This is a genomic window from Serratia sp. PL7 (assembly GCF_945957435.1).
Map to the genome: position 1 here is coordinate 322,785 of NZ_CAMFLB010000006.1, position 26,468 is coordinate 349,252.

A 26,468-nucleotide genomic window follows, 5' to 3' on the forward strand; every position below is an offset into this window, starting at 1 on the left:
AAATGAACGGCAAACTCGGGCTTCGCCATGGTTAACCTACAAGTTACTGAAACAGAGTGCATGGGGAAGCAGGATCATTATGATGCATCAATCGCACTAAATCAGTGCGATGTTGCACAAATGTATAAATTTGAGGGTAAATTAGTTAATTAACGCCTTGCCAACGCGTGAAGAGATCTTGCGGCAGTTCGATGTCAAACTGGTCGATAACCCGATTAACGGTCTGATCGATAATATCATCAACGGTTTGCGGACGATGGTAGAAGGCCGGTACCGGCGGCATAATCACCGCCCCCATCTCCGCTGCCTGGGTCATCAGCCGCAGATGGCCCAGGTGCAACGGCGTTTCACGCACGCAGAGCACCAATGGCCGACGCTCTTTGAGCACCACATCGGCGGCGCGAGTCAGCAGCCCATCGCTGTAACTGTTGACGATGCCAGATAACGTTTTGATTGAGCATGGCAAAATCACCATCCCCATGGTTTTGAACGATCCGGAGGAAATGCTGGCGGCAATATCACGCGCATCGTGCACCACATCGGCCAAGGCCTGAACGTCACGCAGGCTCAGAGAGGTCTCCAACGCCAGCGTCTGGCGTGCCGCGTTGCTCATTACCAGGTGGGTTTCCACCTCTTCTACCCCACGCAGCACCTGCAATAAGCGCACGCCGTAGATAGCGCCGCTGGCGCCGGAAATACCGATAATGAGTCTTTTCATCAAGCTGGCCTTTGTCGGGAAATATGCCGTAAGGATAGCCGAATAGGGGCAGGTTTGGCAGCAAACCTTCGTAGATTCAAGGTGGGAATAAAACAATGCACCGTAACCAACGCTACGGTGCACCATTTTGGTGAGCTACGCGGGCGCGTTAGCCCTCGTTATGCATTTCCAGATTTTCTGCTTCCGTCTGGCCGCGCAACGCTTTGGCATCGTCATTACGCAGCGTTTCCAGATATTCCAGATAGCTCTGGTCAACGTCTTTGGTCACGTAGATGCCGTTAAACACCGAGCATTCGAACTGGGCAATGTCCGGGTTCTCTTCGCGTACAGCGGCGATCAGGTCATCCAGATCCTGGAAAATCAGGCCGTCGGCACCAATAATCTGGCGGATTTCGTCCACTTCACGGCCATGGGCAATCAGCTCCGTCGCGCTCGGCATATCGATACCGTACACGTTAGGGAAGCGGATCTCCGGTGCGGCGGAGGCCAGATAAACCCGTTTGGCCCCGGCGTCACGCGCCATCTCCACGATCTGCTCTGAAGTGGTACCACGCACGATGGAGTCATCAACCAGCAGCACGTTCTTATCGCGGAATTCGGCACGATTGGCGTTCAGCTTGCGGCGTACCGACTTACGGCGAGCCTGCTGGCCCGGCATGATGAAGGTGCGGCCAACATAGCGATTCTTGACGAAGCCCTGGCGATACGGCTTATCCAGAATACGGGCAATCTCCAGCGCGATATCGCAAGAGGTTTCCGGGATCGGGATCACCACGTCGATATCCAGATCTTCCCATTCGCGCGCAATCTTCTCACCCAATTTCTGCCCCATACGCACACGGGCGCTGTAGACGGAGATCTTGTCCATAAAGGAGTCAGGACGGGCAAAATAGACATACTCGAACAGGCAAGGGTTGGTTTTTGGGTTCTCAGCGCACTGGCGAGTGAACAGCTGGCCTTTTTCGGTGATATACACCGCTTCGCCCGGCGCTACGTCGCGCAGGAAGTCGAAGCCCAAGGTATCCAACGCCACGCTCTCAGAAGCCACCATGTACTCACAGCGGCCATCTTCCAGCTCACGTTTGCCGATCACCAGCGGGCGAATGCCGTTGGGATCGCGGAACGCCACCAGACCGTGGCCGATAATCATGGCCACGCAGGCATAAGCGCCACGCAGTTGCTGATGCATCGCGGCAACGGCGGTAAAAATGTTGTCGGACTCCAGTGGATAATGCGGGAAACGGTCAAGCTCGGTGGCCAGCACGTTCAGCAGGATCTCGGAATCGGAAGTGGTGTTGACATGACGACGGCCACGTTCAAACAGCTGTTGGCGCAGTTCGTGGGCGTTGGTCAGGTTGCCGTTGTGTGCCAGCGTAATGCCGAACGGCGAGTTGACATAGAAAGGTTGAGCTTCTGAAGCGCTGGAGCTGCCAGCCGTTGGGTAACGTACATGGCCAATGCCCATGTTGCCCTGCAGGCGCAGCATATGGCGGGCTTCAAATACATCTTTCACCAGACCATTTGCCTTGCGCAGGCGGAACCCATTATGGGCATCAATAGTGACGATGCCAGCGGCATCCTGTCCACGATGCTGGAGCACCATCAATGCATCATAAATCGACTGGTTTACCGGCATAAAACCGGCGATACCGACAATACCGCACATGTTGTCTTTTCCTCTAAGCCGCTACCGCCCCGGTAATTGGGTTGGTAAGAAACTCGACGTGCTTTGCAGATAGTCAAAGAACCATCTGATGATGTAACTGAACTGGGGGATCAGCTGTGACTGTTTCCAGTCCGCACTTTGCGACAGGGTGGTAAAGGTATCCAGGAAGAACAGTATCGCTGCTACGATCAACACGCCGCGCAGTGCGCCGAAACACACGCCCAGCACCCGATCGGTGCCCGATAATCCGGTTTTCTCTACCAGTGACCCAATCACATAGTTAACGATAGCGCCCACAATCAGCGTTGCAATAAACAAAATGGCAATCGCAATGCCGTTACGTACCAGCTCATCTTCAAAACGGGTGAAGTAGGCTGCAAGGTATGGGTAGAAATGGCTGGCAACAAAGAACGCACATCCCCATGTCACAAGTGACAATGCTTCGCGAACAAAACCTCGGATCAGGCTCACCAGAGCCGAAAATCCAATCAACGCTATAATGACGTAATCAATCCAGACCATGAACTATTCCAATGATGAATCGCCCCTGCATCCAATCGCGGCGAATTCTAACAGAAAAAGAAAACGTTTGCGTAGCGGATTTCCCACCACGTAACAAATAAAAAACGGCGATGTTACCCTATCGATTTCAAGCTGCAGCCAGGCGACAAGCTATCTCATCCTCAGGAGCTTACGTTTAGTAAGTGACTGGGGTGAGATAGCGCAGGTAACAACGCTGCAGCTTGAAAGACGACGGGTATTAAAATTGCTAATCGCCGCGCCTACTTAGGTCATCAGGCCTGTGAAAGGCACATTTTTAGTGGTGATTTGGCAATCCTCCTCCTTGAGCACAGTGGCCCCTCACCCTAACCCTCTCCCACAGGGAGAGGGGATCGTCCGAGTCGCTGTTAGCCGCTGTGACACTACTCAGTTCCCTCTTGATATTTAACAAGAGCATAGGAAAAACTACTGGCTTATACCCTATGGATTTCGAGTTGCAGCTAGGCGACAAGCTATCTCATCCCCAGGAGCTTACTTTAGTAAGTGACTGGGGTGAGATAGCGCAGGTAACAACGCTGCAGCTTGAAAGACGACGGGTATATCAACGCGCGCTATACGCCTTCACCTGCCCGCTTAACCCACTGATCCCATTCAGCTCCGCCAGCGAAGCCTGCAGTTTTTGCTTCGAGGCATCTGGGCCAACGTAGATGCGGGTGATTTCCCCCTGCACCGGCGTGGAGGGCACGGTATAAGCCCGGTGCCCAGACAGGCGCAGCGAAGCGACGATCTCATTGACCTTGGCAGCATTCTTCAACGCCCCCAACTGCACCACATATGCCTGACCAGCCGGTGCCTTTTCTTCAACCGCAGGTTTGGTTTCAGGCTTCGGCTCTGGTTTCACTTCCGGTTTTGGCTCTACCTTTGGCGGTGTTGGCACCGGCTTAGGTTTCACTTCCACTGGCTTCACCTCTACCGGTTTAGATTCCACAGGCTTAGGTTTCGTTGGCTGAACCGGTTTGGTTTCGATAGGTGGCGGAGCAACAACCGCAGGCTGTTGCGGTTGAGTCGTTTGATTAGCCGCCTGCTGGGCGGAAGCCTCGGCGGCGGCCTGCTGCTGCTCAACCAAAGCACCAGCCCCCTCCGGTGGAACCGAAGGTAGCGCCTGATTGGCCGGTGGGATCACGTCGATTTCATGAGCATCCCCCGGTTTGGGCACCAACGGGATCGCCGCAAACTCATCCTCATAATGCTTCTTTTTGCCGTCAAGCAACCCCGGCAGGACAATCACCCCCAGGGCAACCAAAATCACGGTTCCAACCAGTCGATTCTGAAATTTACTTGCCACTCACACTCCCCGCCTCTCGTCTAACGCCGCCATCACGTGGGCAACAGTGTGGAAAGACCCACAGACGATCACAATATCCTGAATATCCGCGTCCTGCATAGCCTGACGCCAGGCAGTTTCGACATCGGCAAACTTGCGTGGTTCCGTTAAATACTGTGCCAGCAGCTCAACGCTGGCTCCGCGCGGGCCTTCCAGCGGCGCACAATACCACTCGTCCACCTGCTCGCTCAGGCAGGCCAGCGTACCGGCAATATCCTTGTCCGACAGCATCCCCACCACCGCGCGTACTACGCCGCCATTGCGGGGAAGTTTCGCCAGTCGCCCAGCCAGATAGGCCGCAGCATGAGGGTTGTGGGCAACGTCCAGGATCAACTGCGGGTTCTGCTGCACGGTCTGAAAACGCCCTGGCAAAGCGGCCTGCTGTAAACCCGCAAAAATCGCCTTCTCGTCGATTTCCAGCGCCGAATAGTGCAGCGCAGCCAATGCCGTCGCCGCGTTCGCCAAGGGGACGTTAGGCATAGGGAGATCGGTCAGGCGTGTGCCGCCCCCTTCCCATTGCCAGCGTTCGCCCTGTTCGCTGAACGACCAGGCTTCATCACGGCGGTACAGTTGAGCGTTGAGATCTTCCGCTACCTGCTGGATGCTATGTGGCATATCCGGCTCACCGACCACGGCGGGCTTGCCGCCACGGAATATCCCCGCCTTCTCGCGGCCGATGCTTTCACGATCGTGGCCTAGCCAGTCGGTGTGATCCAACGCAATGCTGGTCACCACGGCGACGCTTGGCTCAACGATATTGGTCGCGTCCAGACGCCCACCCAGGCCTACTTCCAGGATCACTACGTCGAGCCTGGCCTGCTTAAACAGCTGTAGCGCCGAAAGGGTGCCAAATTCGAAATAGGTCAGCGAGGTTTCCCCCCTGCCAGCTTCAATCGCGGCAAAAGAGCGGCTGTGTTCAGCCTCACTCAGTTCTTCACCCTGTATGCGCACCCGTTCAGTATAACGCACCAGATGCGGTGAACTGTAAACCCCGACCCGCAGCCCGGCAGCCAGCAAAATGGCCTCTAACGTGCGGCAGGTGGTGCCTTTGCCGTTAGTACCGGCAACGGTAAATACGGTAGGAGCAGGAGTGAGAAGGTCGAGGTGCGCCGCAACGTGTTGCACACGCTCCAGGCCGAGTTCGATCGCCTGGCTATGCAGACGTTCCAGATAGTAAAGCCACGAGCTCAATGGCGACGTGGCTTGGGGAATTTGGTGGTTTTGCATGAGTCCCATCACTGACTTTGGGTTCATAAATCCGTAAGACGCATCGCCCTGACGACGTCAAAAGCGATGCTCTTCGTTTCCCGCCGCAACTTAGCCACAAAATGGCGGCGGAACCCGGCGCAGGCTTGCACCTATACCGGGTCTTTGTCTGCTCCTCAGGCGTCGGCCTGATTTTCCTGAGCGATGACCGGCGCCGCCTCATCGAAATGCGGCTGCGGCTGATTAGTCAGCTTGGAAAGAATGCTGGCCAGGGTCTGACGCATCACCGGGCGGCGCACGATCATGTCGATGGCGCCCTTTTCAATCAGGAACTCGCTGCGCTGGAAGCCCGGCGGCAGTTTTTCACGTACGGTTTGTTCGATAACCCGTGGCCCGGCAAAGCCGATCAGCGCTTTTGGCTCGGCAATGTTGATATCGCCCAGCATCGCCAAGCTGGCGGATACGCCACCCATGGTTGGATCGGTCAGTACCGAAATATACGGCAGGCCACGCTCTTGCAGCTTGGCCAACGCGGCGCTGGTTTTCGCCATCTGCATCAGCGACATCAGCGCTTCCTGCATACGCGCACCGCCACTGGCAGAGAAGCACACCAGCGGGCAGTTATCTTCCAACGCCTGCTCAACCGCACGCACAAAGCGCGCACCGACCACGGAAGACATCGAACCACCGATAAAGGCGAATTCGAAGGAGGCCGCGACGATCGGCATGCCATACAGCGTGCCCTTCATCACCACCAGCGCGTCTTTCTCACCGGTTGCTTTCTGTGCGGCAACCAGACGATCTTTGTACTTTTTGGAATCCTTGAACTTCAGAACGTCTTTCGGCTCCAGTTCGCTGCCCAGTTCCACTTCACTGCCTTCATCCAGCAAGGTATGCAGACGCATACGGGCTGACATGCGCATGTGGTGGTCGCACTTGGGGCAGACCTCAAGGTTACGCTCCAGTTCGGCACGGTAAAGAACCTGACCACAGCTATCGCATTTGGTCCAGACCCCTTCAGGAATGCTCACCTTACGGGTTTGCGTAACATTGCTTTTGTTGAGAATTCGTTCAATCCAGCTCATCGATGACCTTTCTGTTTGAACCTGGCAGACCCTAGTCCGCTGTTCATGCCTTAACAATCCTCCCGGAACACACCCAATGCAAAAATGCCGAGCTCAGCGCAACAGGTGCGCTACCAAGGCATTGGCTTCAGGGTCGTTCGCGGGAACAGACCATAAATGTCGCTCATTAAACCATATCGGCCCGATTGTGTGGACAAAAAACTGGTCGAACCGACAGGTTAAGCGGTGTTTTTACTGTTTTTGTTGGCGGGCAGCCGCACGTTTATGGCGCCAGATTTCAATAATGCCCGGCAGAATTGAAACCAGGATGATGCCAACAATCAACAACTTCAAGTTTTCCTGCACGATCGGCAAGTCGCCAAACAGGTAGCCAGCATAAGTGAACAGCAGCACCCAAAGTAGCGCACCAATCACGTTATAGGCAGCAAAGTGGCGATAGGACATATGCCCCATACCGGCCACGAACGGCGCAAAAGTGCGCACGATCGGCACAAATCGCGCCAGAATAATGGTTTTCCCGCCGTGTTTCTCGTAGAACTGGTGGGTTTTGTCCAGATAGCTACGACGGAAAATTTTCGAGTTCGGGTTGCTGAACAGCTTTTCGCCGAACAGCCGACCAATAGTGTAGTTGACGGCATCGCCAATCACCGCTGCAATCACCATCAATGCCACCATGGTATGCACGTTGAGATCGTTCGAAGGTAACGCGGCCAGCGCACCAGCGACAAACAGCAGAGAATCCCCCGGCAGGAACGGCGTAACCACCAGCCCGGTTTCACAAAACAGGATCAGGAACAGAATACCGTAAACCCACATACCGTATTGCGCGACCAGTTCTGCCAGGTGCACATCAATATGCAAAATAAAATCAATCAGAAACTTGATGATGTCCATAAACTCTCTCAATTGACCAGGTGTCTCTCTCACCCGGCGTTGGCACCAGTAAATAACGTATTAATCTGCCAGCCTGCCAGTTAATCGTCGGCTAAAAACAGCGGCCCCATCGGCGGCCGGGGTAAGGCAAACGACTCGGGATAATCAACCGCAACCAGGTACAGTCCTTCGGCCCGTGCGGTAGCGGCCGCCAGGCTGCGATCTTTGAGCGCCAACAGTTCGCCCATCCAGTTCTCATCCTGATTGCCACAGCCAATCTCCATCAGGCTGCCAACAATGTTGCGCACCATATGATGGACAAAGGCGTTGGCCTTTATATCTACCACGATATATTCGCCATAGCGCGAAACCTTAACGTGTTTTACGTTTCGCCACGGCGTGCGTGACTGGCATTGCACCGCCCGGAAGGAGGTAAAATCGTTTTCCCCCAGCAGGGCCTGTGCGGCACGATGCATGCGATCGGCGTCCAGCGGATGATAAAAGTGCGTCACCCCCTGCTGCAAGACCGCCGGGCGATAGCGGTGATTATAAATAATGTAGCGATAACGCCGCGCGGTAGCGCTGAAGCGAGCATGAAAATCGCTGCTGACCTCTTTCACCCAGCGTACCGCGATATCCGGTGGCAAATGGCTGTTCACCCCCATCGTCCAGGCGGCGTCTTTGCGCTGTGCGGCGGTTTCGAAATGCACCACCTGCCCAGTGGCATGCACTCCGGCATCGGTTCGCCCGGCGCAGAATACGCCGATCGGCGCATCCGCCACCTTGCTTAACGCTTTTTCCAGGCAAGCCTGGACGCTGGTAACCTCTTGCTGACGCTGCCAACCGTAATAACGGCTGCCGTCATACTCGATCCCCAGCGCAATTTTCAGCATTGGCTGGGTTGGCAACTCCACCTCGGACATCAGTACATCTGCTCCTGCAACAGCCGTTCAGCGGTTTCGATCGCCATCAACGCGCCGCCAAAGCGCACGTTATCGGCCACCGACCAGAACTGCAGCATCTCGGGGATACCATAATCATTGCGCAGACAGCCAATACTCAGCATATCGCTGCCGGAAGCTTCGGTAACCTGAGTTGGATAATCGTCTTCTTCGCTCAGTTGGATATCTTCAGCTTGCTCCAGCTCGTGGCGAGCTTCTTCTGCCGCGATTGGGCGCAGCGCTTCCAGATGTACCACTTGTGCGTGGCCGTAGAACACCGGCGACTGAACGCAGCTCACCGAAATCGGCAGCCCTTCATCCTGCAACACTTTACGCACCTGATCGACGATCAGACGCTCTTCACGCACGCTGCCCTGCTCATCGGTCATCAATGGCAGCAGGTTAAACGCCAACTGCTTGGCGAACACGCCCGGCTCTGCGGGGATGCCGTTCAGCAGACGCGCACTCTGGCCTGCCAGATCGTCCACCGCGACCTTGCCGCGAGCCGAAACCGACATCAACGTAGTGACGTGCAAGCGGGAAAGCCCGGCCTGTTCGGTCAGCGGCTTAATCGCCGTCAACAGCTGGCTCACCATGCTGTCGGCCACTGCCACGATATTGCGGTTGCGATAATCCGCCAGCACCTGCGGGTTAACGCCAGGCACCACCAACGGCACGTCCGGCTCCAGGGCAAAATGGCCGCTGGTGTCGATCACCAGGCAGCCCATGTTGCCCGCATCATCGGCGTAACGGGCCGCAGCTTCGCTACCGGCAACAAAGAACGCCAGTTGCGCCTGCGACCAGTCGAATTCTTCTACATTTTCCACCAGCAAGGATTTGCCGTTGAAACGCACCGTCGCACCAGCACTGCGCTCGCTGGCTAAAGGAAAGAGTTCACCCACCGGGAACTGGCGTTCCTGTAGCAATTCCAGCAACGCTTCACCTACTGCGCCAGTGGCACCGAGCACAGCGATATTCCAGCCGTCAGACATTGGGTTTCTCCAGAGTATTTGATTCAAATGCAAACGGGCGATGCACTCACCGCCCGATAAACTTTACCGCCAATTGCCTTAAGGCAACCTTATGCTCGCCCTGTTACAGAACGCCGAAGCCCAGTTTGTGCAGTAGTTCTGCACTCGCACTGTCATCACACTGCACCCGCAGTGAAGACCACTCTCGGCGTTCCTGATAATGCTTGCGTAGTCGATCGAACTCACCCGGCAGCCCGGCAACTTGCCGCAGCGGCGCATCATCGCGGCGCACATCATACACCAAGTGCATCAATCGTTTTAACTTGCCTTCGTCCAGCGGCCCATTGAGACGGATTTCGCTGAACTCTGGCACCGGCAGCAGCGAGGCCAGCTCAATAGATTGCGGCTGCCCAAGATGCTGAGCAAAGGCTTCAAACACCTGTGTGGTGCCGCGTGCTTTACCTTCCAGCGTGTAACCGGCGATATGGGCGGTGCCGATATCCACGAGATCCAACAACGGCACGCTGAGATCCGGCTCCGGCTCCCACACGTCCAGTACCGTACTCAATCGCTTACCCCGCTCCAACACGTTAAGCAACGCGGCGTTATGTACCACGGCACCCCGGCAGGCGTTGATCAGAATGCGATCGTCGGGCAAGGCATCCAGCAGATCCGCGTTGGCCAGATGCAACGATTTATACGGGCCAGTCTTGTTCAACGGAGTATGGAACGTCAGCACGTCGGCCTCTGCCACCAGCTTTTCCAACGGCCAGAATTCGCCGCTGTCTCCACGATCGGCGCGCGGTGGATCGCACAGCAGCGTACGCACGCCCAAGGCTTTCAGACGAGCGTCCAGCCGAGAGCCAACGTTACCCACCCCCACGATCCCAACGGTTTTATCACGCAAAGAGAAACCATCGCGCTCCGCCAACAGCATTAATGACGAAAGCACATACTCCACCACCGCAATGGCATTACAACCAGGCGCGGCCGAGAAACCAATTCCTGCCTGCTGCAACCACGCCTCATCCACATGGTCGGTCCCCGCCGTCGCGGTGCCAACAAAACCGATCTTGGTGCCAGCCAACAGCTCCTGATTCACTTTGGTCACCGAGCGCACCATCAAGGCGTCGGCTCCGGCCAGCGCATCGGTTGGGATCGGGCGGCCAGGCACGGCCTGCACTTCCCCCAAGCGGCTAAACAAATCCACCGCGTAGGGCATATTTTCATCAACCAGTATCTTCACGTCACTCTCCAAAGATCTACCCGTGCCTTTCAAGCTACAGCTTGAAATTCATAGGGCATAGGTAAGCAGTAGCTACAAAATAGTGTGCCACCGAATGGCTTGGAAACCCAAGCTTGTTATGCCCGGTGAAATAACGATGATTTTCTTCTAAGCTTTATTGAGTTTTTTCCGATAATTATCACGCAAGGAGGCGAACCTTCGCGTTAGCGACCGGCTAACGGGCAGAAACAAATCGAAAATCAAGGGCGTTAACCATGAAAAAAGCGACACTTGTTCTGGCGATCGTGGCAACACTCACAGCCGTTGGTACCGCTCAGGCTGAAAACGTGACTTCACAAGCATTGGCCACCTGGCCTGCGATAGCGGTGAAAGACTCCGCCAGCCAATTGGTCGTTACGCCCATTGGCAGCCTGTATTTCCAATATGCTGAAGGCGTCAAGCGCTTCAACAGCCAGCAAGGCGTGTTCGACGTGGCTCTCGAAGGCGAAGGCACCGCGATTAAACTGACCGCCAAACTGGTTTCCAATACCCTGACTCAGTTGGGCACCTCCGGCTCTACCCTGGAAGTGGGGGTTAAACACCACGGCGCTGCGATAACAAAAACCGCTCAAACCACCCTGATTGATACTTCTGCCGGTATGTCAGGCGGTAACCTGAGTAAACTTGCCAACGCCGACAAGCAGCTTGGCCGCCAGGGTGCGCAAGACCACTTCGATTTCACTATCATCGGTGCGACGGCTGATGGCACGACCCCAGTGACCGACTTCAGCACCTTGCCGGCAGGGACCTGGAGTGGTGATGTAAACGTTCGGTTCGACGTAACCTGGGCCAGTTGATGTCGTGTTGGGATTGTCATGCCCGGCGGAAACGTTCTGGCGTGGTGCCGGCGATCTGCTGGAACATCACAATAAACGCGGAAGCCGAGCTGTAGCCCACATCGAGCGCCACATCCTGCACGGTTTTCCCCTGTTCGAGCAGTGAAAGCGCATGTAAAAAACGCAGGCGCTGCCGCCACTCGCTAAACGACATGCCCAGCTCCTGCTGGCAACGGCGCGAAAGCGTCCGTTCAGTGGTATACACCTTGCTGGCCCAGACTGCTAATGAGGTGTTGTCCGCAGGGCAACGCTCCAGAGCCTGTAACACTGGCCCCAAAAACTTGTCTTGTGAGGTCGGCAGATAGGTCTGTTGAACCGGTGAAATCCGCAGTTGGTCGATCAGCACCCGACAAAGACGCAGATCCTCTTCGCTAGTGGGCTCCAGCATTTTGCGCCCCAGGCAATCTTCAACAATAGCGCTGAACACCGGCGAGACGTTGATCAAACAGGCCTCTTCTGGCAACCCGACGCATAAGGATTTGGCGATATTGATGGTGCGGAACAGCACCGGTTTGCGGTTATGGCTGGAATGCTCCATTCCCGGCGGTAACCAGACGGCAAACTCCGGCGGGGCCAAAAAACGCTGCCCGGCAATATTCAGCGCGATCACCCCGGTTTTGACGCAAATCAGCTGCCCCCAGTCGTGGCTGTGCGGCAGATATTCAGTATCTGCATTGGTTTCTTCGCAGCGGAAAAACAGCGTGCGCGGAGCAGCGACGTCTGCGGTGGGATAATTACGGGTTTCGGCCATGGTGAAGTTGTCTTGATTTCGCGAAATGCTGTCTGATTTTGACTATATATAATAAACCGGACACGGGTAGACTAGCCAGCATGTTATTCGTTGTTGAGAATTATTATCATGAACGTGTTCTTTCCCCTGTTGGCAGTGCTGATCTGGTCGATTAACGCCGTAGTCAGTAAAGTATCGGCAACCGCCATCGATCCGGCAGCCATCTCCTTCTATCGCTGGGCATTGGCGCTGATCGTGCTCACCCCTTTCGTACTACCAGGAGCGATCCGCAATTGGCCAGCCATTCGCGCCAACTGGTGGAAACTAATGATCCTAGGCCTGCTGGGGATGGTGCTCTATCAAAGCCTGGCCTATTACGCCGCACATAGCGTCAGCGCGCTGTTTATGGGCATCCTCAACTCCCTGATCCCGCTGTTGACGGTGTTAATTGGCATCTTTGTCCTGCGCGTTGCCCCCACCGTGGGTATCGCACTGGGCAGCATCCTGTCGCTGGGCGGGCTGGTGTGGCTGGTTAGCGCGGGGCAACCGGGGCTGCTGCTGCAACATGGCATCGGCAAAGGCGAGCTGATGATGTTCGCCGCTTCGGCCTCCTACGCCCTGTACGGCGTGTTGACCAAACGTTGGGCGATCCCGTTGCCCAACTGGCAGTCGTTGTATGCGCAGATCGTGTTTGGCGTGGTACTGCTGTTGCCGAACTTCCTGATGGCACAGGATGTACAGCTTACCAGCCAGAACATCCCACTGGTGCTGTTTGCCGGTATCCCTGCTTCGATTGCCGCGCCGTTCCTGTGGATCCAAGGGGTGATGCGCCTGGGAGCTAACAAGGCGTCGATCTTTATGAACCTGGCACCGGTGTTCACCGCGATAATTGCGGTTCTGTTCCTGCATGAACAGTTGCATAGCTACCATCTGATTGGTGGCGGTGTCGCTCTGCTGGGGGTGATCTTGTCACAGCGCCTGCGCACGCCATTAGGGCGCAGAAAAAGCACCGTAACACCGTAATCACTGGCCCCTCACCCTAACCCACTGGGGGACCGATCGAGTTCGCTTGAAAGTGCTGTGATCAATCATGAGTACTAGTTGACTCATCTGGGATGGAGAGGCGCTCAAATTTTGCTGAGATGATCTTCTTTCTCCCAACAGAGTATGGGCTAACAGCTCCCTCTCCCACAGGAGGACCGATCGAGTTCGCTTGAAAGTGCTGTGATCAATCATGAGTATTAGTTGACTCATCTGGGATGGAGAGGCGCTCAAATTTTGCTGAGATGATCTTCTTTCTCCCAACAGAGTATGGGCTAACAGCTCCCTCTCCCACAGGAGGACCGATCGAGTTCGCTTGAAAAGTGCAGTGATCAATCATGAGCATTAGTTGACTCATCTGGGATGGAGAGGCGCTCAAATTTTGCTGAGATGATCTTCTTTCTCCCAACAGAGTAAGGGCAAACAGCTCCCTCTCCCACAGGAGGACCGATCGAGTTCGCTTGAAAGTGCTGTGATCAATCATGAGCATTGGTTGACTCATCTGGGATGGAGAGGCGCTCAAATTTTGCTGAGATGATCTTCTTTCTCCCAACAGAGTAAGGGCTAACAGCTCCCTCTCCCACAGGAGGACCGATCGAGTTCGCTTGAAAGTGCTGTGATCAATCATGAGCATTAGTTGACTCATCTGGGATGGAGAGGCGCTCAAATTTTACTGAGATGATCTTCTTTCTCTCAACAGAGTAAGGGCTAACAGCTCCCTCTCCCTGTGGGAGAGGGTTGGGGTGAGGGGGAAATACGCCCCCTTTCACCCCAACAGCTTAAAGCGTATCCGTACCAACAGACCGCCTAGCGCGTCAGAACTCAGCAGTTCCGGGCGGGTGCCGTGATAAGCGGTAATATCTTTAACCAATGCCAGTCCCAACCCAGCCCCAGGCTGATCGCCTACGTTATCCAAACGACGAAACGGTTGCAGCGCAGCGACCGTCTGATCCTGAGCAATGCCTGGCCCGCTGTCTTCTATCTCTAACAGTCCCTGCCCATCCACCATCAATAAACGGGCGGTCACAATCCCCTTGGCTGGCGTGTATTTCAGTGCGTTATCCAACAGGTTGGCGCAAAGCTCCGCCAACAGCAACGCCTCACCGCCCACCCAACACACTCCCGCTCCTTCGTAGCCAAGATCGATCTGCTTGCTGCGGGCCTGCGGCAGCCGCGAAAAACAGGCGTCACGTAACACCTGCGCTAGATTAACCGGCAGCAACTTACGCTCGGCCTGATGCTCGTGCGCCTTCAGCCGCGAGAGGTATAGCAGGCGATCGGTCAACGCGACGGTACTGTCCAGAGTGGCGCTCATCCCTTCCAGACTCTCACGCCATTGCTCGGGCCGTTCGCTGGCCAATGCCACTCCTACCTGGGTTTTCAAAACCGTGAGCGGCGTACGTAGCTGGTGGGAGGCATCGGCACTAAAACGTTCCTGACGCGCCACCATCAATCGCAACCGCTCAATATAACGGTTGAATGCCAACAGCAGCGGCTGCATTTCCGACCAGGGCAACACCATTGGCAAAGGCGTCAGTTCCCCCGGTTCGCGCCGCAGCATCATGCTGGACAGCTTGCGCAACGGTTGCAGCAGCTTTTTCAACAGGATGTAAGCCAGAATGAGCGTCAATACCACCACTGTCCCCTGGCTGAGCAGCGCCGCCAGCAACATCTGCCGTGCCAGATAGCGCCGCGACTCCAGCGTTTCCGCCACCAGAATGGTCGCCATCCCCATAACCCCGCCCTCATTCACCGGCTGGAACAGCGCCGCCACGCGGATTGGCTGTCCGCGATAGTGCGCATCGTAAAAATGTACCAGGGCCGGATAGAGGTTGGAACGAGGAATATAGGGCGGCATCTTGGGCAAATCGTTATAGCCCGAAATATTCCGCCCCTCGGGGGATATCACCTGATAGTACAGCCGGTCGTTCATATTGCGCTCGAAGCTGTCCAGCACCACATAGGGCACATCCACCTCCAGGCGCTGATTGCGCACCACCAGCCTCTCCGCCACCGTGCGGGCCGACGCCAATAAGGTACGATCGTAGGCCAGCGTCGCCGCACTCATCGCGCTGAAATAGTGGGTGTAAATTGAGATCCCACCCAATGCCAGCAACGGCAAACCAAAGAACAGCAGCAACTGATAGAACAACGAACGCGGTGCTTTAAACCACCTCATCGCACAGCTCCAGGCTGTAGCCCAGACCCCGCAACGTCACGATCGCCACGTTGCTCCCCTGGAGTTTTTTACGTACGCGATGAACGTAAAGTTCGATGCTTTCGGGATTAGCCTCGTCAGAGAGCGTAAACACCTGCTCAAACAGTTGCTGCTTGGCGACCGGACGGCCACGGCGAAGCATCAAGGTGGTCAGCACCGCCAGCTCACGGGGAGTTAACGACAGGGGTTTTTCTGCCAGCAAGAAATAGCCCTCGTCGTGATAGGTCAGCAAACCGTATTGCAACGCCTGTTGCGTCACACCAACGCTGCGGCGCAGCAACGCCCGAATGCGAGCCTCTAATTCATCCAGTTCAAAGGGCTTGGTGAGGTAGTCGTCAGCCCCAAGATTCAGCCCTTTAACCCGATCGGCCACCTCGGTACGGGCCGTCAATAGCAATACTGGCAGAGTCTGCCCACGCTTACGCAGCCGCGCCAACAGATCCAGGCCATTGAGCCGGGGCAGTGCGACATCCAGTACCACCAGCGCATAGCTCTCGTGCAATAACAGATGGTCTGCCGCCACGCCGTCTATCGCCACATCCACCGCAAACCCAAGGCCGGTAAGTGCTTTCTGCAACCAATGAGCCAGCTCGGGGTGATCTTCCACTAACAAGAGACGCATATCACATCCTGTAAACTTTCCCGGTCGCTGAAAGGTAAATGAAAGGTTTATGTTTTAACAATTTGGCAACCCCGTGTCAGCGGGGATTCTCACAAACTGAAACAAAACCGATAGGGAAACGTCATGAAAACAATAATTACCCGTACGCTTACCGCCACTGTTCTGCTGTTCGCCGCCAACCAGGCGTTCGCCGTGGAAGCGCCAAAACGCACCGAATGTATCGCCCCGGCCAAACCCGGCGGAGGCTTCGATCTCACCTGCAAACTGATTCAGGTCTCCTTGCAAGAAACCAAGGCTATCGATAAGCCGATGCGCGTCACCTATATGCCCGGCGGCGTGGGAGCCGTTGCCTATAACGCCATCGTTGCCCAGCGGCCAGCCGAATTTGGCACCGTGGTAGCGTTCTCTGGCGGTTCCCTGCTGAACCTGTCGCAAGGCAAGTTTGGCCGCTACAACGTGGATGATGTTAAGTGGCTGGCAGCAGTGGGCACCGATTACGGCATGATCGCCGTACGTGCCGATTCGCCTTACAAGACGCTGAAAGACCTGATGACAGCCTTCCAAAAAGACCCGAACAGCGTGGTATTTGGTGCTGGAGCCTCCATTGGCAGCCAGGACTGGATGAAAACCGCCCTGCTGGCCCGTGAAGTTGGCGTAGATCCCCACAAGATGCGCTATGTGGCGTTTGAAGGGGGCGGCGAGCCGGTGACCGCGCTGCTGGGTAATCACATTCAGGCGGTGTCCGGAGATCTGAGTGAGATGGTGCCTTACCTGAAAGGAGACAAACTGCGTGTGCTGGCGGTGTATGCCGAAGAGCGCCTGCCGGGAGAGTTGGCAAGCGTCCCTACTGCCAAGGAGCAGGGGTTCAATCTGGTGTGGCCGATCATCCGTGGTTTCTATCTTGGCCCAAAGGTCAGCGAGGCCGAGTATCAGTGGTGGATCGACACCTTCAAAACCATGACGGCAACCGAGGAGTTCAAACAGCAGCGCGATCTACGCGGCCTGTTTGAATTCAACCTGACCGGCAAAGAATTGGATACCTACGTGAAAAATCAGGTTACCCAGTATCGTGAACAGGCTAAAGCGTTCGGGCTGGCCAAATAACCGGGGGGATTGGCATGAGCGATCGTATTTTTGCTGCTCTGTGGCTACTGCTGTGCGGCGGCGGCCTGTTTCTCGGTTGGGGCATCCAGAGCGAATACAGCTACGAACCTTTGGGGCCACGCCCCTTCCCTTTGGCCATCCTGAGCCTGATGGCCCTGTGTGCCGCCTTGCTGCTGTTGCGTCGGCCACAGTTAGTCGAGTGGCCACATAAAAACGTGCTGCAACGCCTGCTGGTGCTGGTGATCACGCTGGTGCTGTACGCCTGGGGATTCGAGTGGCTCGGTTTCCCACTGGCAACGGCTCTGCTGACTTTCAGCATTGGCCTGCTGTTCCAGGCCAGCATCAAAGCCGCGTTGATTTCAGGTACCGTAATGGGCGTTTCTCTGTTCTACGCCTTTGACTATTTACTGGATGTCACACTGCCACTCGGCGTTTGGCTGAGCTAACGGGAGCGATAATGGAAACCTGGATGTATTTATCACAAGGGTTCGAAGTGGCGCTACTGCCTCAGAACCTGATGATTGCCCTGATCGGCTGCTTCGTGGGTACCATCGTCGGGCTGCTGCCGGGCCTTGGCCCGATCAACGGCGTGGCGATCCTCTTACCACTGGCTTTCGCCTTGAAGCTGCCCGCCGAGTCGGCCTTGATCCTGCTGGCCACCGTGTATATCGGCTGTGAATACGGGGGGAGGATCTCTTCGATCCTGCTCAACGTCCCGGGGGATGCTGCCGCAATCATGACCGCGCTGGATGGCTACCCTATGGCCCAACAGGGCCGTGCAGGAGTTGCCCTGTCGATCTCCGCTGTCAGCTCTTTTACCGGCTCGCTGGTCGCCATTATCGGCATTATTCTGTTCGCCCCGATGCTGGCCCGCTGGTCGCTGGCGTTTGGCCCAGCGGAATACTTTGCCCTGATGGTCTTTGCTATTGCCTGCCTTGGCAGCATGATGAGCCAGAACCCGTTGAAATCCCTGTTGGCGGCCCTGATTGGTCTGGGGCTGGCCACCGTGGGGGTGGACGCCAATACTGGCGTATATCGTTTCACCTTCGACAGCGTGCACCTCTCCGACGGCATTCAGTTTATTGTGGTGGTGATCGGGCTGTTCTCGGTCAGCGAGATCTTGCTGATGCTGGAAAGCACCAGCACGGGCCAGAAGCTGATCCGCAAAACCGGCCGTATGCTGTTTAACCGTAAAGAGGCTGCCGAGTGCGTTGGCCCAACTCTGCGATCCTCCTTTGTCGGTTTCTTCGTCGGTATTCTGCCCGGTGCCGGAGCGACCATTGCCAGTGCGCTTACTTATATGACGGAGAAGCGCATCAGCGGTAACAGTGAGTCATTCGGTAAAGGGGATATTCGTGGCGTCGCCGCGCCGGAGGCTGCCAATAACGCTTCCGCCTGCGGTTCGTTTATCCCGATGCTGACCCTGGGCGTACCGGGTTCAGGCACTACGGCGGTCATGATGGGAGCACTGACGCTGTATAACATCACCCCTGGCCCGGCAATGTTCACCGAACAGCCGGATATCGTTTGGGGGCTGATCGCCGCGCTGCTGATCGCCAACGTCATGCTGTTGATCATGAACATCCCGTTGATTGGCCTGTTCACCCGCATGCTGACCGTGCCGCTGTGGTTCCTGGTACCGGCGATCGCCGCCGTTTCCGCCGTTGGGGTCTATGCGGTGCACAGCACGACCTTCGATTTGCTGTTAATGGTGGGGCTCGGCGTGTTTGGCTATATCCTGCGCAAAATGCACTTCCCGATGTCGCCGCTGATCCTGGGATTTGTGCTGGGGGAAATGCTGGAGCAAAACCTGCGCCGAGCGTTGTCCATCAGCAACGGGAACTTTGACATTCTGTGGAGCAGTGCCATTGCCCAATGCCTGTTGGTGCTGGCCGTCGCGGTGTTGGTGTTACCACCGCTGCTGCGCAAACTCCGCAAGCACCGCCGTATTACTGGGAAAGCGACGGAAGTCGAGTAATGCAAAAAGGGCGCTGCACATGCAGCGCCCCGATGTTGTGAGCCGGTTGAAAATCGGGCGGGTTAACCCGCCCGACTTATTATTGGCGTATAATCTCAACAGCCTGTTCCAACGCCGTAATATCATCGCTGGCCAACAAAGGCTGGATGCTGGCGAACGCTTCGGCGGGCAAATCGTAAATCTGCAACGCGAGTAAACGCTCGATTGTCTCCGCAGAGAACCGCCGTTTAATCATCCGGGCCGGATTGCCGCCAACGATAGCGTAGGGCTCGACATCCGCAGTCACCACGCTACCGGCGGCAACTATAGCCCCTTCGCCAATCGTCACGCCAGGCATCAACATGGCCCGCATCCCGATCCAGCAGCCGTCGCCAAGGCTGGTATCACCTTTAGGCAAATAAGACGCCTGGATGGTTTCCATAAAGGGATACAGACTCAGCCAATCAATACGATGGGTATGATTCCCGCCCATCAGGATCACCGCTTCGGCACCGATACAGACATAATCGCCAATGTGCAACCTGTCTAGCTTCCCCAGAGGCTCCCACTGTTGGCTGACCGCATCGCCGTGCAAATAGCGCACCACGGAACGTTCAAAGCTGTCATCCCAGCAATGGCTGTAATAACTGTGGGTTCCCTTGATCAGGATATTGGGGTTGGTTACCGTCTGGTGGAGTAATTCTACTTGTGACCAGTGTTTCTCAGTCATGGCTTCTTCTCTTAATTTATTGCAAGAGCCACGGAACGTAATGTCAGTGGCAGCGTTTTCCGTTCATCAAACACTGCCCCATCAAGCGATAAGCGCTCGTTTTAACCTTGGATTAATGATCATTTTCTGTTTGCACCCTGTTGTTTCGCGGCCAATGGTAACAAACTGGCGCAGAAAACCAAGCCTACTTGGCTTTTCTGAGCATCAACACTCCGCCCATCACCAACGCGCTACCCAGTAGCTGTAACTGGTTCATGTTTTCCCCCAACAGGAAATAGGCAATGACCGCGGTAAATACCAGCTCCAGCGACAGGATCAGGTTGGCCACCGCCAGCGGCAGGGTTTTCAGGCTGATATTATACAGGCCAAACCCCAGCAGCGTTGGCCCGGCGGCCAGCGTGAACAGCAACAGCCAGCCGCTCCACTGAATGCCTTGAACGCCCTGGGACAGAAACCACAGGTCCCCCGCCATACCGTGAAATGCCGCCAAGGGGAAAAACGTCAGCAAGGTGTTGAACAACCATTGGTACACGGCGGAAAAACCAAATACGTACAGGATGGTATTCCACACCGGGTAACGCCGCTCGCTGGCGATACGCCCGCCGAGGGTATACAGGGTGTAACCAATGCCGGACAGCATGCCGACCATCAGCCCCAACAGATCAAAACGGCTGTTGCCCATGCTGTCGCCGTTGCTGACCAGGAAGCAGCCGCCCAGGCTGACCACAATCACCAACAACTCGCGCAGGTTGAGGCGTTCGTTGTACATCATCCAGCCCAGGAACACGGTAAAACCGACCGAACAATAGGTCAAAATAGTCGCCACCGAGGCGCCATTGAGCGCCACCGACAGCGTCCATAAGCTGTTAAACAGCGCCAACAACAAACCGTAGCCAGCGTAGAACGGTACCTGTTCACGACGCAGATAGGCCCATTGCGGTTTGAACAGCAGCAATAACGGTAGCAATACCAGGGCCACCAGGGCCGCACGCCAGAAGGCCAGCACAAACGTCGGTAGATGGTAATACTCGGTCAGCGCGCGGATGATGATGGCGGTGAAGGCCAGCAGCATGGCACTGATTATGGCGATCACGTAACCCTGGTTGGTTCCCCGCAGGAGCCCACCACTAACCACAACTGGTTCTGCTACAACACCCGACGGTAACGACATAACACCCTCAAAATTCCACCGCATAATCATCTGGTGGAGATTTTAACGCGGCCAGATTTTGCCACCATAGCCACTTTGCTACGATGTTATGCAGGCCACTTTAATCGGTGCCAAGCCTTGTTACTCTGGGATATAGTGAAATCAGACTTATGTGACCGGGCCAATTTCATGCATATTCCACTGGATCGTCAGCAGGACATTCCGCTGTATCTACAGATCGAAGAAGCGCTGCGCCGCGCCATTCTTGGCGGCACCTTTGCCGATGGCGATAAATTGCCGTCAACGCGCAGCCTGGCCGCCGAGCTTTCGGTCAGCCGCCTGACGGTGGAAAGTGCCTACGCCGAACTGACGGCCAAAGGATTGTTACAACAGCGGCGTGGCAGCGGCGCCTATGTCCGCCACCTGCAACCGGCCCCCATGCAGCAGCGGCCAGCATCCAGCGAGCTATTCCCTGCGGATCGTTTCACCACCACGACATCGCGTCTGGACGGTTATCCAGATATTCCGTTGCCGGAGCACATCATCAACTTTGCCGCTGGCGTCGGCAGCCCCAAGGTGTTCCCAATGGAGGCGTTCCGCAAGATCCTGCTGTCGATCCTCAGTCGTCATGCGGAAGAGGCCTTCAGCTACGGTGATTATTGTGGTTACTACCCGCTGCGCGACACGCTGGGCCGGATCTTGACGGCGCAAGGTATCCCTACCCGTGCCGAACAGGTGTTAATCACCAACGGCTCGCAACATGCCATCAGCCTGATTTTCCAAACTCTATTACGCCCAGGGGATACGGTGATTGTCGAAGAGCCCACCTATGCCGAAGCTTTGGGGTTGCTGCACCTGCACCAGATCAACATTGTTCCAGTGCCCAGCGATCGTTACGGCATGTGCGTTGAACAACTACCGGAGCTGATCGCACGACATCAGCCAAAAATGATCTACACCATCCCCAATTTCAATAACCCCACCGGGCGCTGTATGAGCGAAGCCCGACGCAGCCGCTTGCTGGCGTTGGCGCAGCAGGCCGGGATAGTGATCCTGGAGGACGACTTTGTTGGCGATCTACGTTACAACGGTAAAAGCCTGCCGTCACTGCGCGCCATGGCTCCCGCAGGCACGGTGATCTATGTCAGTACCTTCTCCAAAATGCTGCTGCCCAGTATGCGCATCGGTTATCTGGTAGCGGACAGCGAACAGTATCTGCAATTCTCACGGCTCAAGCATGTCGACAGCTTTACCAGTTCCAACCTGATCCAGCGCGCACTGGACGCCTTTGTCACCGTTGGCAGCTACGACAAGCAACTGCGTCGGGCGGGAAGGATATACCGCCAGCACCGTGATGCTATGGTGGCTGCATTAAGCGAGCACCTGCCACCGGGCTGTCGGTTTGAAATCCCAGCGGGAGGGCTGTTTATCTGGCTGGAATTGCCACCTGCCGTAAGCACCACAACGTTGATGCCAATAGCCTGGCAACAGGGTGTCACCTTTGCCCGTGGCGAATGCTTTTATGTTGAGGAGCAGCACGGTGCACATGGTTTGCGGTTGAATTTTGCCGCCAATACGCCGGAGTTGATTACCGAAGGGATCGCCCGGCTTTGCCGGGCGATTGTTAAGGTTATGGGGAATTAAACGCTGGCCCACCAGAGCCGCAGTTTCATGCCCCAATAGCTGGTCCAGCCGGTGGTGCTCTGCACCACCTTGCCTTGAGAGATCACCACAAGGGTCGGCGTCACGCCAATCTGCCACTGCGCCGACAGCTTGCCCTGCTCATCGTTAACCACCGGCATTTGCAGCTTCTTAGCCGCCAACCACTGTTCAACCTGCTGGTCATTGCCCGAACGCAGCGCCACGGTCATCACATTAGCGCCGTTTGCTACCAGCTTGGCCACGTAAGGCGTGGTAAAGCGACAAACCCCGCACCAACTGGCCCAGAAATAGACCAACAAAGGCTTATCCTGGCTGAGCTGCGCCAACGACACCGGCTCTCCGTCCAGGGTTTCCAGCATCTGTTGGTCAAAGGTCAAGGGAGCCTGCGGGGCCCGCCACCAATCCATGGCGAACATCGCCCCCAGCACGAGCAACAGCAAAATCAGCAGTTCGCGCGCCCAGCGCCGCAACCTAGCCATTTTTTACCTTCGCCAATTGCTGCTTCACTAGCGCTTCCAGATCCTCATAAGACACCGCGCCCGGCAGCATCTGATCGCCAACCAAGGTGGCCGGCGTTCCCTGCACGCCAAACTGTTCCGCCAACTGCATATTGGTGCGCAGCGAGGTCATACTCTGCTCGCTGGGAGCAACCGGCTTAACGCCAGTTTTCTCTTGCGCTGCGGCGATGCTGGCATTGTCATGAAAGCCTTTTTTTGCCATCAGGCGCTGATGCAACGACCAGAACTGTTCAGGATGCTGTTCCCAAGCCGTCAACGCCACCCGTGATGAGGCGATCGAGCTTTCCCCTTTGAACGGCAGCAGTTTCACCACCAGCGCCACATCGGGATATTTGCTGACGATCTTCTCCAACATCGGATCAAACTGCTTACAGTACGGGCAGTTGTAATCGGTGAAAGCCACCAGAGTCAGCTTGGCATTCTTGGGCCCCAATCTTGGGCTGGCAGGATCGTCAAACAGGATTTTGCTATTTTGCTCAATCGCCTGGCCGAGTTGTTGGCCGTTGGTTTGCTGCTGCCAGGCGTTCACCGCTTCCGCCAGAATATCCGGGTTAGAGACCAGCGTTTCGCGGATCAGCTCTTTGATCCGCACTTCCTGCTCGGCGGTGAAAGGAGCCGCAGCCCAGACCGGGGTGACAATCAGCAGCAGTAACATCAGTAACTTGTTCATTATTGGTTTCCTTTGGCAGTAGACAGGGCTTGCAGAACGGCTTCGCGGGTGAGCAGCGGTGACAGCACTTCGCCGTCTGGCGAGCCGGGGCCATAGATTTGGTTAAAGGGAACGGCAACGCTGCCGCGCTGTTGCAGGAAGGCCGAGATGGTTTCCGACGGGCGGCTCCAATCACCGCGCAACGCCACCACATCCCCGGCGGTCAGTGCTTTTTGCACCTCGTCGCGCAGCAATACGTTGTATTTATTAGCCTTGCAGGTTACGCACCAGTCGGCGGTCACGTCGACAAACACCCGCTTGTTGTCGGCCAACGCCTGCACAATCGCCTGCTCAGAAAGCGGTTGCCAGGCGATGTTGTCGTGTAACGGCTGTCGCCACTGGTTGGCCGTCAACGATCCCACCAGCAATGCCAAACCGCCTACCACCAGCACGCTTGCCGCCGCGATCCCCGCTGACCGGGCACCTAACCGTTGCCACACCGCCAGCAATAAGCCAAGCAGCAAGATGGCACCGACAATCAGAGTCGGCCTCACGCCGATATGGTTGGTCATCAGGCTAAGCAGCCAGAGCGAAGACACCAGCATCAGTAGACCTAGTACCAGCCTCATCCCGTTCATCCAGCGGCCAGGGCGCGGCAGGCGTAACGCCAACGTTGGCCATGCGGCAATCAGCAACCAGGGCAGGCTCATACCAATTCCCAGAGCCACAAACATACCCCAAAGCACCGGCAACGGGGCCGCCAATGCAAAGGCGACTGCCGTTCCCAGGAAAGGTGCCGAGCAAGGCGTTGCCAGCAGCGTGGCAAACGCTCCTTGCCAGAAATGACCGCTCAAGCCACGCCCGTTATGAGTGGCCAGCTTGGTATTCAACGAGGAAGAGAGTTGCAGGTGGAACAGGCCGAACAGATTGGCGCTGAACAGCAGCGTCACCAGCACCATAAAACCGATAAACCACGGGTTTTGGAATTGGATCCCCCAGCCCAGTGCGTGATTACTCAGGCGCAACAGCGTCATCAACAAGGCCAGCGCCATGAATGACACTACGATCCCCAAGGAAGAGGCCAGAAATTGCCAACGCACGCTACGCCGATCGCGCTGTTCAACCTGCAATATGGAGCCTAGCTTCATCCCCAGCACCGGCAGCACACAAGGCATCAGGTTAAGAATGAAACCGCCCGCTAACGCCATCAATACGGCTTGCCACAAGGGGAAAGCTGCGCTGGAGGGTAAAACAAGCGGCCCGCCAATGGTCAGCGTAGCCTCCTGAGCGATCCCAGCATCGCTGATAACCAGCCGCAGCTGTTTACCGCGCAAATCCGGTGCTGCGTCTCCCCAGCCATCACTCACGGGAACTCGCGCTTGCAGTTTCTCGCCATCACTGCTGACCGTTGGCTTGCCTAAATCGGCCCCCGCCACCGTATCAAAGAACAGCTCAGGCTGCTGCCAACCCGCACTACGTTCCGCGCTAATCTGCAACTCGCCGTTGTGATAACCGGCGCGCAGGCTGTCCACCAGCCCGTTGGCAATCGGCACCTGCCCCATCGCCTGAGCAAAGTCGTGATTGAACTGCGGACCAGCCGGGGTGGTGAGATCCAGTTTGAACGGATAGTCAGTGAGGATACAGACATTGCTACAGGTGGATAAGGTAAGCGTTCCCGCCAGTTGCTGCGGCGCAGCCCCCTTTAACACGATGGGCAGCGTAACCCGCTGCTGATAGCCCTGCGTCGAGATCCCTGCCACGTCAAAGCGCTGCGGCGTTGGCCAGAACCAGGTTGCCGGTGGTGGGTTGCCCTGCCAGGTGATAGCCGGCGCAATGCCCCCTTCCCCTGGTGAGCGCCAGTAGGTTTTCCATCCTTTTTCCAGCTCAACAGCGAGCAGCACACGGGTTTCGTCCCCGTTGCTGGCGTCGGCACGCAGCCTGACTTGCGCATGATCGTTCTGCGGGCTTTGCAGCCAGCCGCTATCCGCTGCCTGTGTCGCAGGTAGCCAAAGCACTAACAGGCAAGCCAACGCCAGCCTGATGATATTCCACATAGTTGTTCTCCATAAATAAATTAGTCACTCGGTTTGACGAGGGATTAACTCATTCACGGAACACGCATAATCGCAGATGCACCCTGAGGGTGGTGGGGGAAATAACTCGTATAGGAGGGTACGGCAGGCGTGGAGCAATGATCGGAGCCAGCAGGACCAGCAACATCCCCAGGCCAAACAGCACGTTTTCAAACATCACCGGTGGAGAAGCCAACAGCGATTTGGCACTCAGCTCACAAGGGGTCGTGGTGGTGGCCTCTTCATCACCGCTGGCCGAGGATTGGCTAACGCTGACAGTGGGCAGGCCAAGGGCCAGCTGCAAGGTATGCAAGCCCGCCATGCGCTGGGTGAGGCACGTCAGTACCACCAGGCAAGCCAGGGTTAAAAACCATTTTGCAATCCGCTGCCGATTTATCATCACGCCCTCAATGCCGTATCTGCGCCTATCTTAGCGGCGCAAATAGGATAAGCAACGATTGGCCTGTAAAGAAATGTCTGGCGGCGGTATTGATGGCACGAAATTACAGGTATCATAAGCGATTAAGCCTGTGCTTTTCGCCGGGTATG

General features: G+C 56.2%; 25 protein-coding genes. 6 read left to right on the top strand and 19 right to left on the bottom strand.

Annotated elements, in window-relative coordinates:
• Nucleotides 1-145: 145 nt before the first annotated feature.
• The 10 genes from N6G83_RS25735 to pdxB form a co-directional block, all read right to left on the bottom strand.
• On the bottom strand, nucleotides 146-718 hold the full coding sequence (locus N6G83_RS25735) for a UbiX family flavin prenyltransferase (RefSeq protein ID WP_024530661.1): 573 nt from the start codon (nucleotides 716-718) through the stop codon (nucleotides 146-148).
• A 148-nt stretch (nucleotides 719-866) separates the two neighbouring features.
• A complete protein-coding gene (gene purF, locus N6G83_RS25740; RefSeq protein WP_021178572.1) occupies nucleotides 867-2,384 on the bottom strand; it encodes an amidophosphoribosyltransferase in 1,518 nt (505 codons plus the stop codon).
• Nucleotides 2,385-2,405: 21 nt separating this feature from the next.
• On the bottom strand, nucleotides 2,406-2,906 hold the full coding sequence (cvpA, locus tag N6G83_RS25745; protein ID WP_024485212.1) for a colicin V production protein: 501 nt from the start codon (nucleotides 2,904-2,906) through the stop codon (nucleotides 2,406-2,408).
• A gap of 580 nt (nucleotides 2,907-3,486) precedes the next feature.
• Nucleotides 3,487-4,230, bottom strand: coding sequence for a cell division protein DedD (gene dedD, locus N6G83_RS25750; protein WP_098930342.1), 744 nt, complete (start codon nucleotides 4,228-4,230; stop codon nucleotides 3,487-3,489).
• Nucleotides 4,231-5,496 (bottom strand): bifunctional tetrahydrofolate synthase/dihydrofolate synthase, encoded by a 1,266-nt coding sequence (gene folC, locus N6G83_RS25755; protein ID WP_065683076.1) that lies wholly within the window; start codon nucleotides 5,494-5,496, stop codon nucleotides 4,231-4,233.
• A 155-nt stretch (nucleotides 5,497-5,651) separates the two neighbouring features.
• Entirely contained in the window at nucleotides 5,652-6,560 is a 909-nt protein-coding gene (accD, locus tag N6G83_RS25760) for an acetyl-CoA carboxylase, carboxyltransferase subunit beta (RefSeq protein WP_021178576.1), read from the bottom strand.
• Between the two features lie 231 nt (nucleotides 6,561-6,791).
• Nucleotides 6,792-7,454, bottom strand: coding sequence for a DedA family protein (locus N6G83_RS25765; protein WP_024485601.1), 663 nt, complete (start codon nucleotides 7,452-7,454; stop codon nucleotides 6,792-6,794).
• 80 nt (nucleotides 7,455-7,534) lie between these two features.
• Complete coding sequence (gene truA, locus N6G83_RS25770; protein WP_021178578.1) at nucleotides 7,535-8,356, bottom strand: tRNA pseudouridine(38-40) synthase TruA; 822 nt, start codon at nucleotides 8,354-8,356, stop codon at nucleotides 7,535-7,537.
• The gene (locus N6G83_RS25775) at nucleotides 8,356-9,366 is read right to left on the bottom strand and encodes an aspartate-semialdehyde dehydrogenase (RefSeq protein WP_024485602.1); all 1,011 of its coding nucleotides are present in this window, start codon (nucleotides 9,364-9,366) and stop codon (nucleotides 8,356-8,358) included. Before N6G83_RS25775 ends, truA begins: the two co-directional genes overlap by 1 nt.
• A 103-nt stretch (nucleotides 9,367-9,469) precedes the next feature.
• Entirely contained in the window at nucleotides 9,470-10,591 is a 1,122-nt protein-coding gene (gene pdxB, locus N6G83_RS25780; RefSeq protein ID WP_024530657.1) for a 4-phosphoerythronate dehydrogenase PdxB, read from the bottom strand.
• A 254-nt stretch (nucleotides 10,592-10,845) separates the two neighbouring features.
• On the opposite strand from pdxB, the gene N6G83_RS25785 reads away from it, so the two are divergent.
• Nucleotides 10,846-11,427 carry a common pilus major fimbrillin subunit EcpA gene (locus N6G83_RS25785; RefSeq protein ID WP_211136432.1) on the top strand — a complete coding sequence of 194 codons (582 nt, stop codon included), beginning with the start codon at nucleotides 10,846-10,848 and terminating at the stop codon, nucleotides 11,425-11,427.
• 16 nt (nucleotides 11,428-11,443) lie between these two features.
• Here N6G83_RS25785 and N6G83_RS25790 read toward each other — a convergent pair whose 3' ends face one another.
• Nucleotides 11,444-12,217 (bottom strand): AraC family transcriptional regulator, encoded by a 774-nt coding sequence (locus N6G83_RS25790; RefSeq protein WP_024530655.1) that lies wholly within the window; start codon nucleotides 12,215-12,217, stop codon nucleotides 11,444-11,446.
• Nucleotides 12,218-12,325: 108 nt separating this feature from the next.
• Between N6G83_RS25790 and N6G83_RS25795 the strand changes: the two genes are divergently transcribed.
• Nucleotides 12,326-13,219, top strand: a complete 894-nt coding sequence (locus tag N6G83_RS25795; protein WP_211136431.1) for a DMT family transporter — start codon at nucleotides 12,326-12,328, stop codon at nucleotides 13,217-13,219.
• Nucleotides 13,220-14,003: 784 nt separating this feature from the next.
• Here N6G83_RS25795 and N6G83_RS25800 read toward each other — a convergent pair.
• Nucleotides 14,004-15,416, bottom strand: a complete 1,413-nt coding sequence (locus N6G83_RS25800) for a sensor histidine kinase (RefSeq protein ID WP_024530653.1) — start codon at nucleotides 15,414-15,416, stop codon at nucleotides 14,004-14,006.
• On the bottom strand, nucleotides 15,403-16,077 hold the full coding sequence (gene tctD / locus N6G83_RS25805) for a transcriptional regulator TctD (protein WP_211136285.1): 675 nt from the start codon (nucleotides 16,075-16,077) through the stop codon (nucleotides 15,403-15,405). The genes N6G83_RS25800 and tctD overlap by 14 nt, the downstream gene beginning before the upstream one ends.
• Before the next feature lie 123 nt (nucleotides 16,078-16,200).
• Between tctD and N6G83_RS25810 the strand changes: the two genes are divergently transcribed.
• From N6G83_RS25810 to N6G83_RS25820, 3 genes are read left to right on the top strand one after another with little or no spacing between them, the layout of a single operon-like run.
• Complete coding sequence (locus tag N6G83_RS25810) at nucleotides 16,201-17,181, top strand: tripartite tricarboxylate transporter substrate binding protein (protein ID WP_199062922.1); 981 nt, start codon at nucleotides 16,201-16,203, stop codon at nucleotides 17,179-17,181.
• Between the two features lie 14 nt (nucleotides 17,182-17,195).
• Entirely contained in the window at nucleotides 17,196-17,627 is a 432-nt protein-coding gene (locus N6G83_RS25815; RefSeq protein ID WP_024530650.1) for a tripartite tricarboxylate transporter TctB family protein, read from the top strand.
• A gap of 11 nt (nucleotides 17,628-17,638) precedes the next feature.
• A complete protein-coding gene (locus N6G83_RS25820; protein WP_024530649.1) occupies nucleotides 17,639-19,159 on the top strand; it encodes a tripartite tricarboxylate transporter permease in 1,521 nt (506 codons plus the stop codon).
• 79 nt (nucleotides 19,160-19,238) lie between these two features.
• Here the strand turns inward: N6G83_RS25820 and N6G83_RS25825 are convergent, their stop codons facing one another.
• Together N6G83_RS25825 and N6G83_RS25830 are read right to left on the bottom strand one after the other, a co-directional pair.
• A complete protein-coding gene (locus N6G83_RS25825; protein ID WP_211136284.1) occupies nucleotides 19,239-19,868 on the bottom strand; it encodes a CatB-related O-acetyltransferase in 630 nt (209 codons plus the stop codon).
• Nucleotides 19,869-20,052: 184 nt separating this feature from the next.
• A complete protein-coding gene (locus N6G83_RS25830; protein WP_211136283.1) occupies nucleotides 20,053-21,039 on the bottom strand; it encodes a DMT family transporter in 987 nt (328 codons plus the stop codon).
• A gap of 168 nt (nucleotides 21,040-21,207) precedes the next feature.
• Here N6G83_RS25830 and N6G83_RS25835 point away from each other — a divergent pair, with 168 nt between their 5' ends.
• Entirely contained in the window at nucleotides 21,208-22,662 is a 1,455-nt protein-coding gene (locus tag N6G83_RS25835; protein WP_211136282.1) for a PLP-dependent aminotransferase family protein, read from the top strand.
• On the opposite strand, the gene N6G83_RS25840 is transcribed toward N6G83_RS25835, so the two are convergent.
• Genes N6G83_RS25840 through N6G83_RS25855 form a run of 4 tightly spaced genes read right to left on the bottom strand, consistent with a single transcriptional unit; the run spans nucleotide 22,659 to nucleotide 26,319 of the window.
• Nucleotides 22,659-23,159 (bottom strand): protein disulfide oxidoreductase, encoded by a 501-nt coding sequence (locus N6G83_RS25840; RefSeq protein ID WP_199062919.1) that lies wholly within the window; start codon nucleotides 23,157-23,159, stop codon nucleotides 22,659-22,661. The genes N6G83_RS25835 and N6G83_RS25840 overlap by 4 nt on opposite strands.
• A complete protein-coding gene (locus tag N6G83_RS25845) occupies nucleotides 23,152-23,868 on the bottom strand; it encodes a DsbA family protein (protein ID WP_260524049.1) in 717 nt (238 codons plus the stop codon). Before N6G83_RS25845 ends, N6G83_RS25840 begins: the two co-directional genes overlap by 8 nt.
• Complete coding sequence (locus tag N6G83_RS25850) at nucleotides 23,868-25,901, bottom strand: protein-disulfide reductase DsbD (protein ID WP_211136246.1); 2,034 nt, start codon at nucleotides 25,899-25,901, stop codon at nucleotides 23,868-23,870. The genes N6G83_RS25845 and N6G83_RS25850 overlap by 1 nt, the downstream gene beginning before the upstream one ends.
• A gap of 49 nt (nucleotides 25,902-25,950) precedes the next feature.
• Nucleotides 25,951-26,319 carry a hypothetical protein gene (locus N6G83_RS25855; RefSeq protein WP_024530642.1) on the bottom strand — a complete coding sequence of 123 codons (369 nt, stop codon included), beginning with the start codon at nucleotides 26,317-26,319 and terminating at the stop codon, nucleotides 25,951-25,953.
• Between the last annotated feature and the right edge of the window lie 149 nt (nucleotides 26,320-26,468).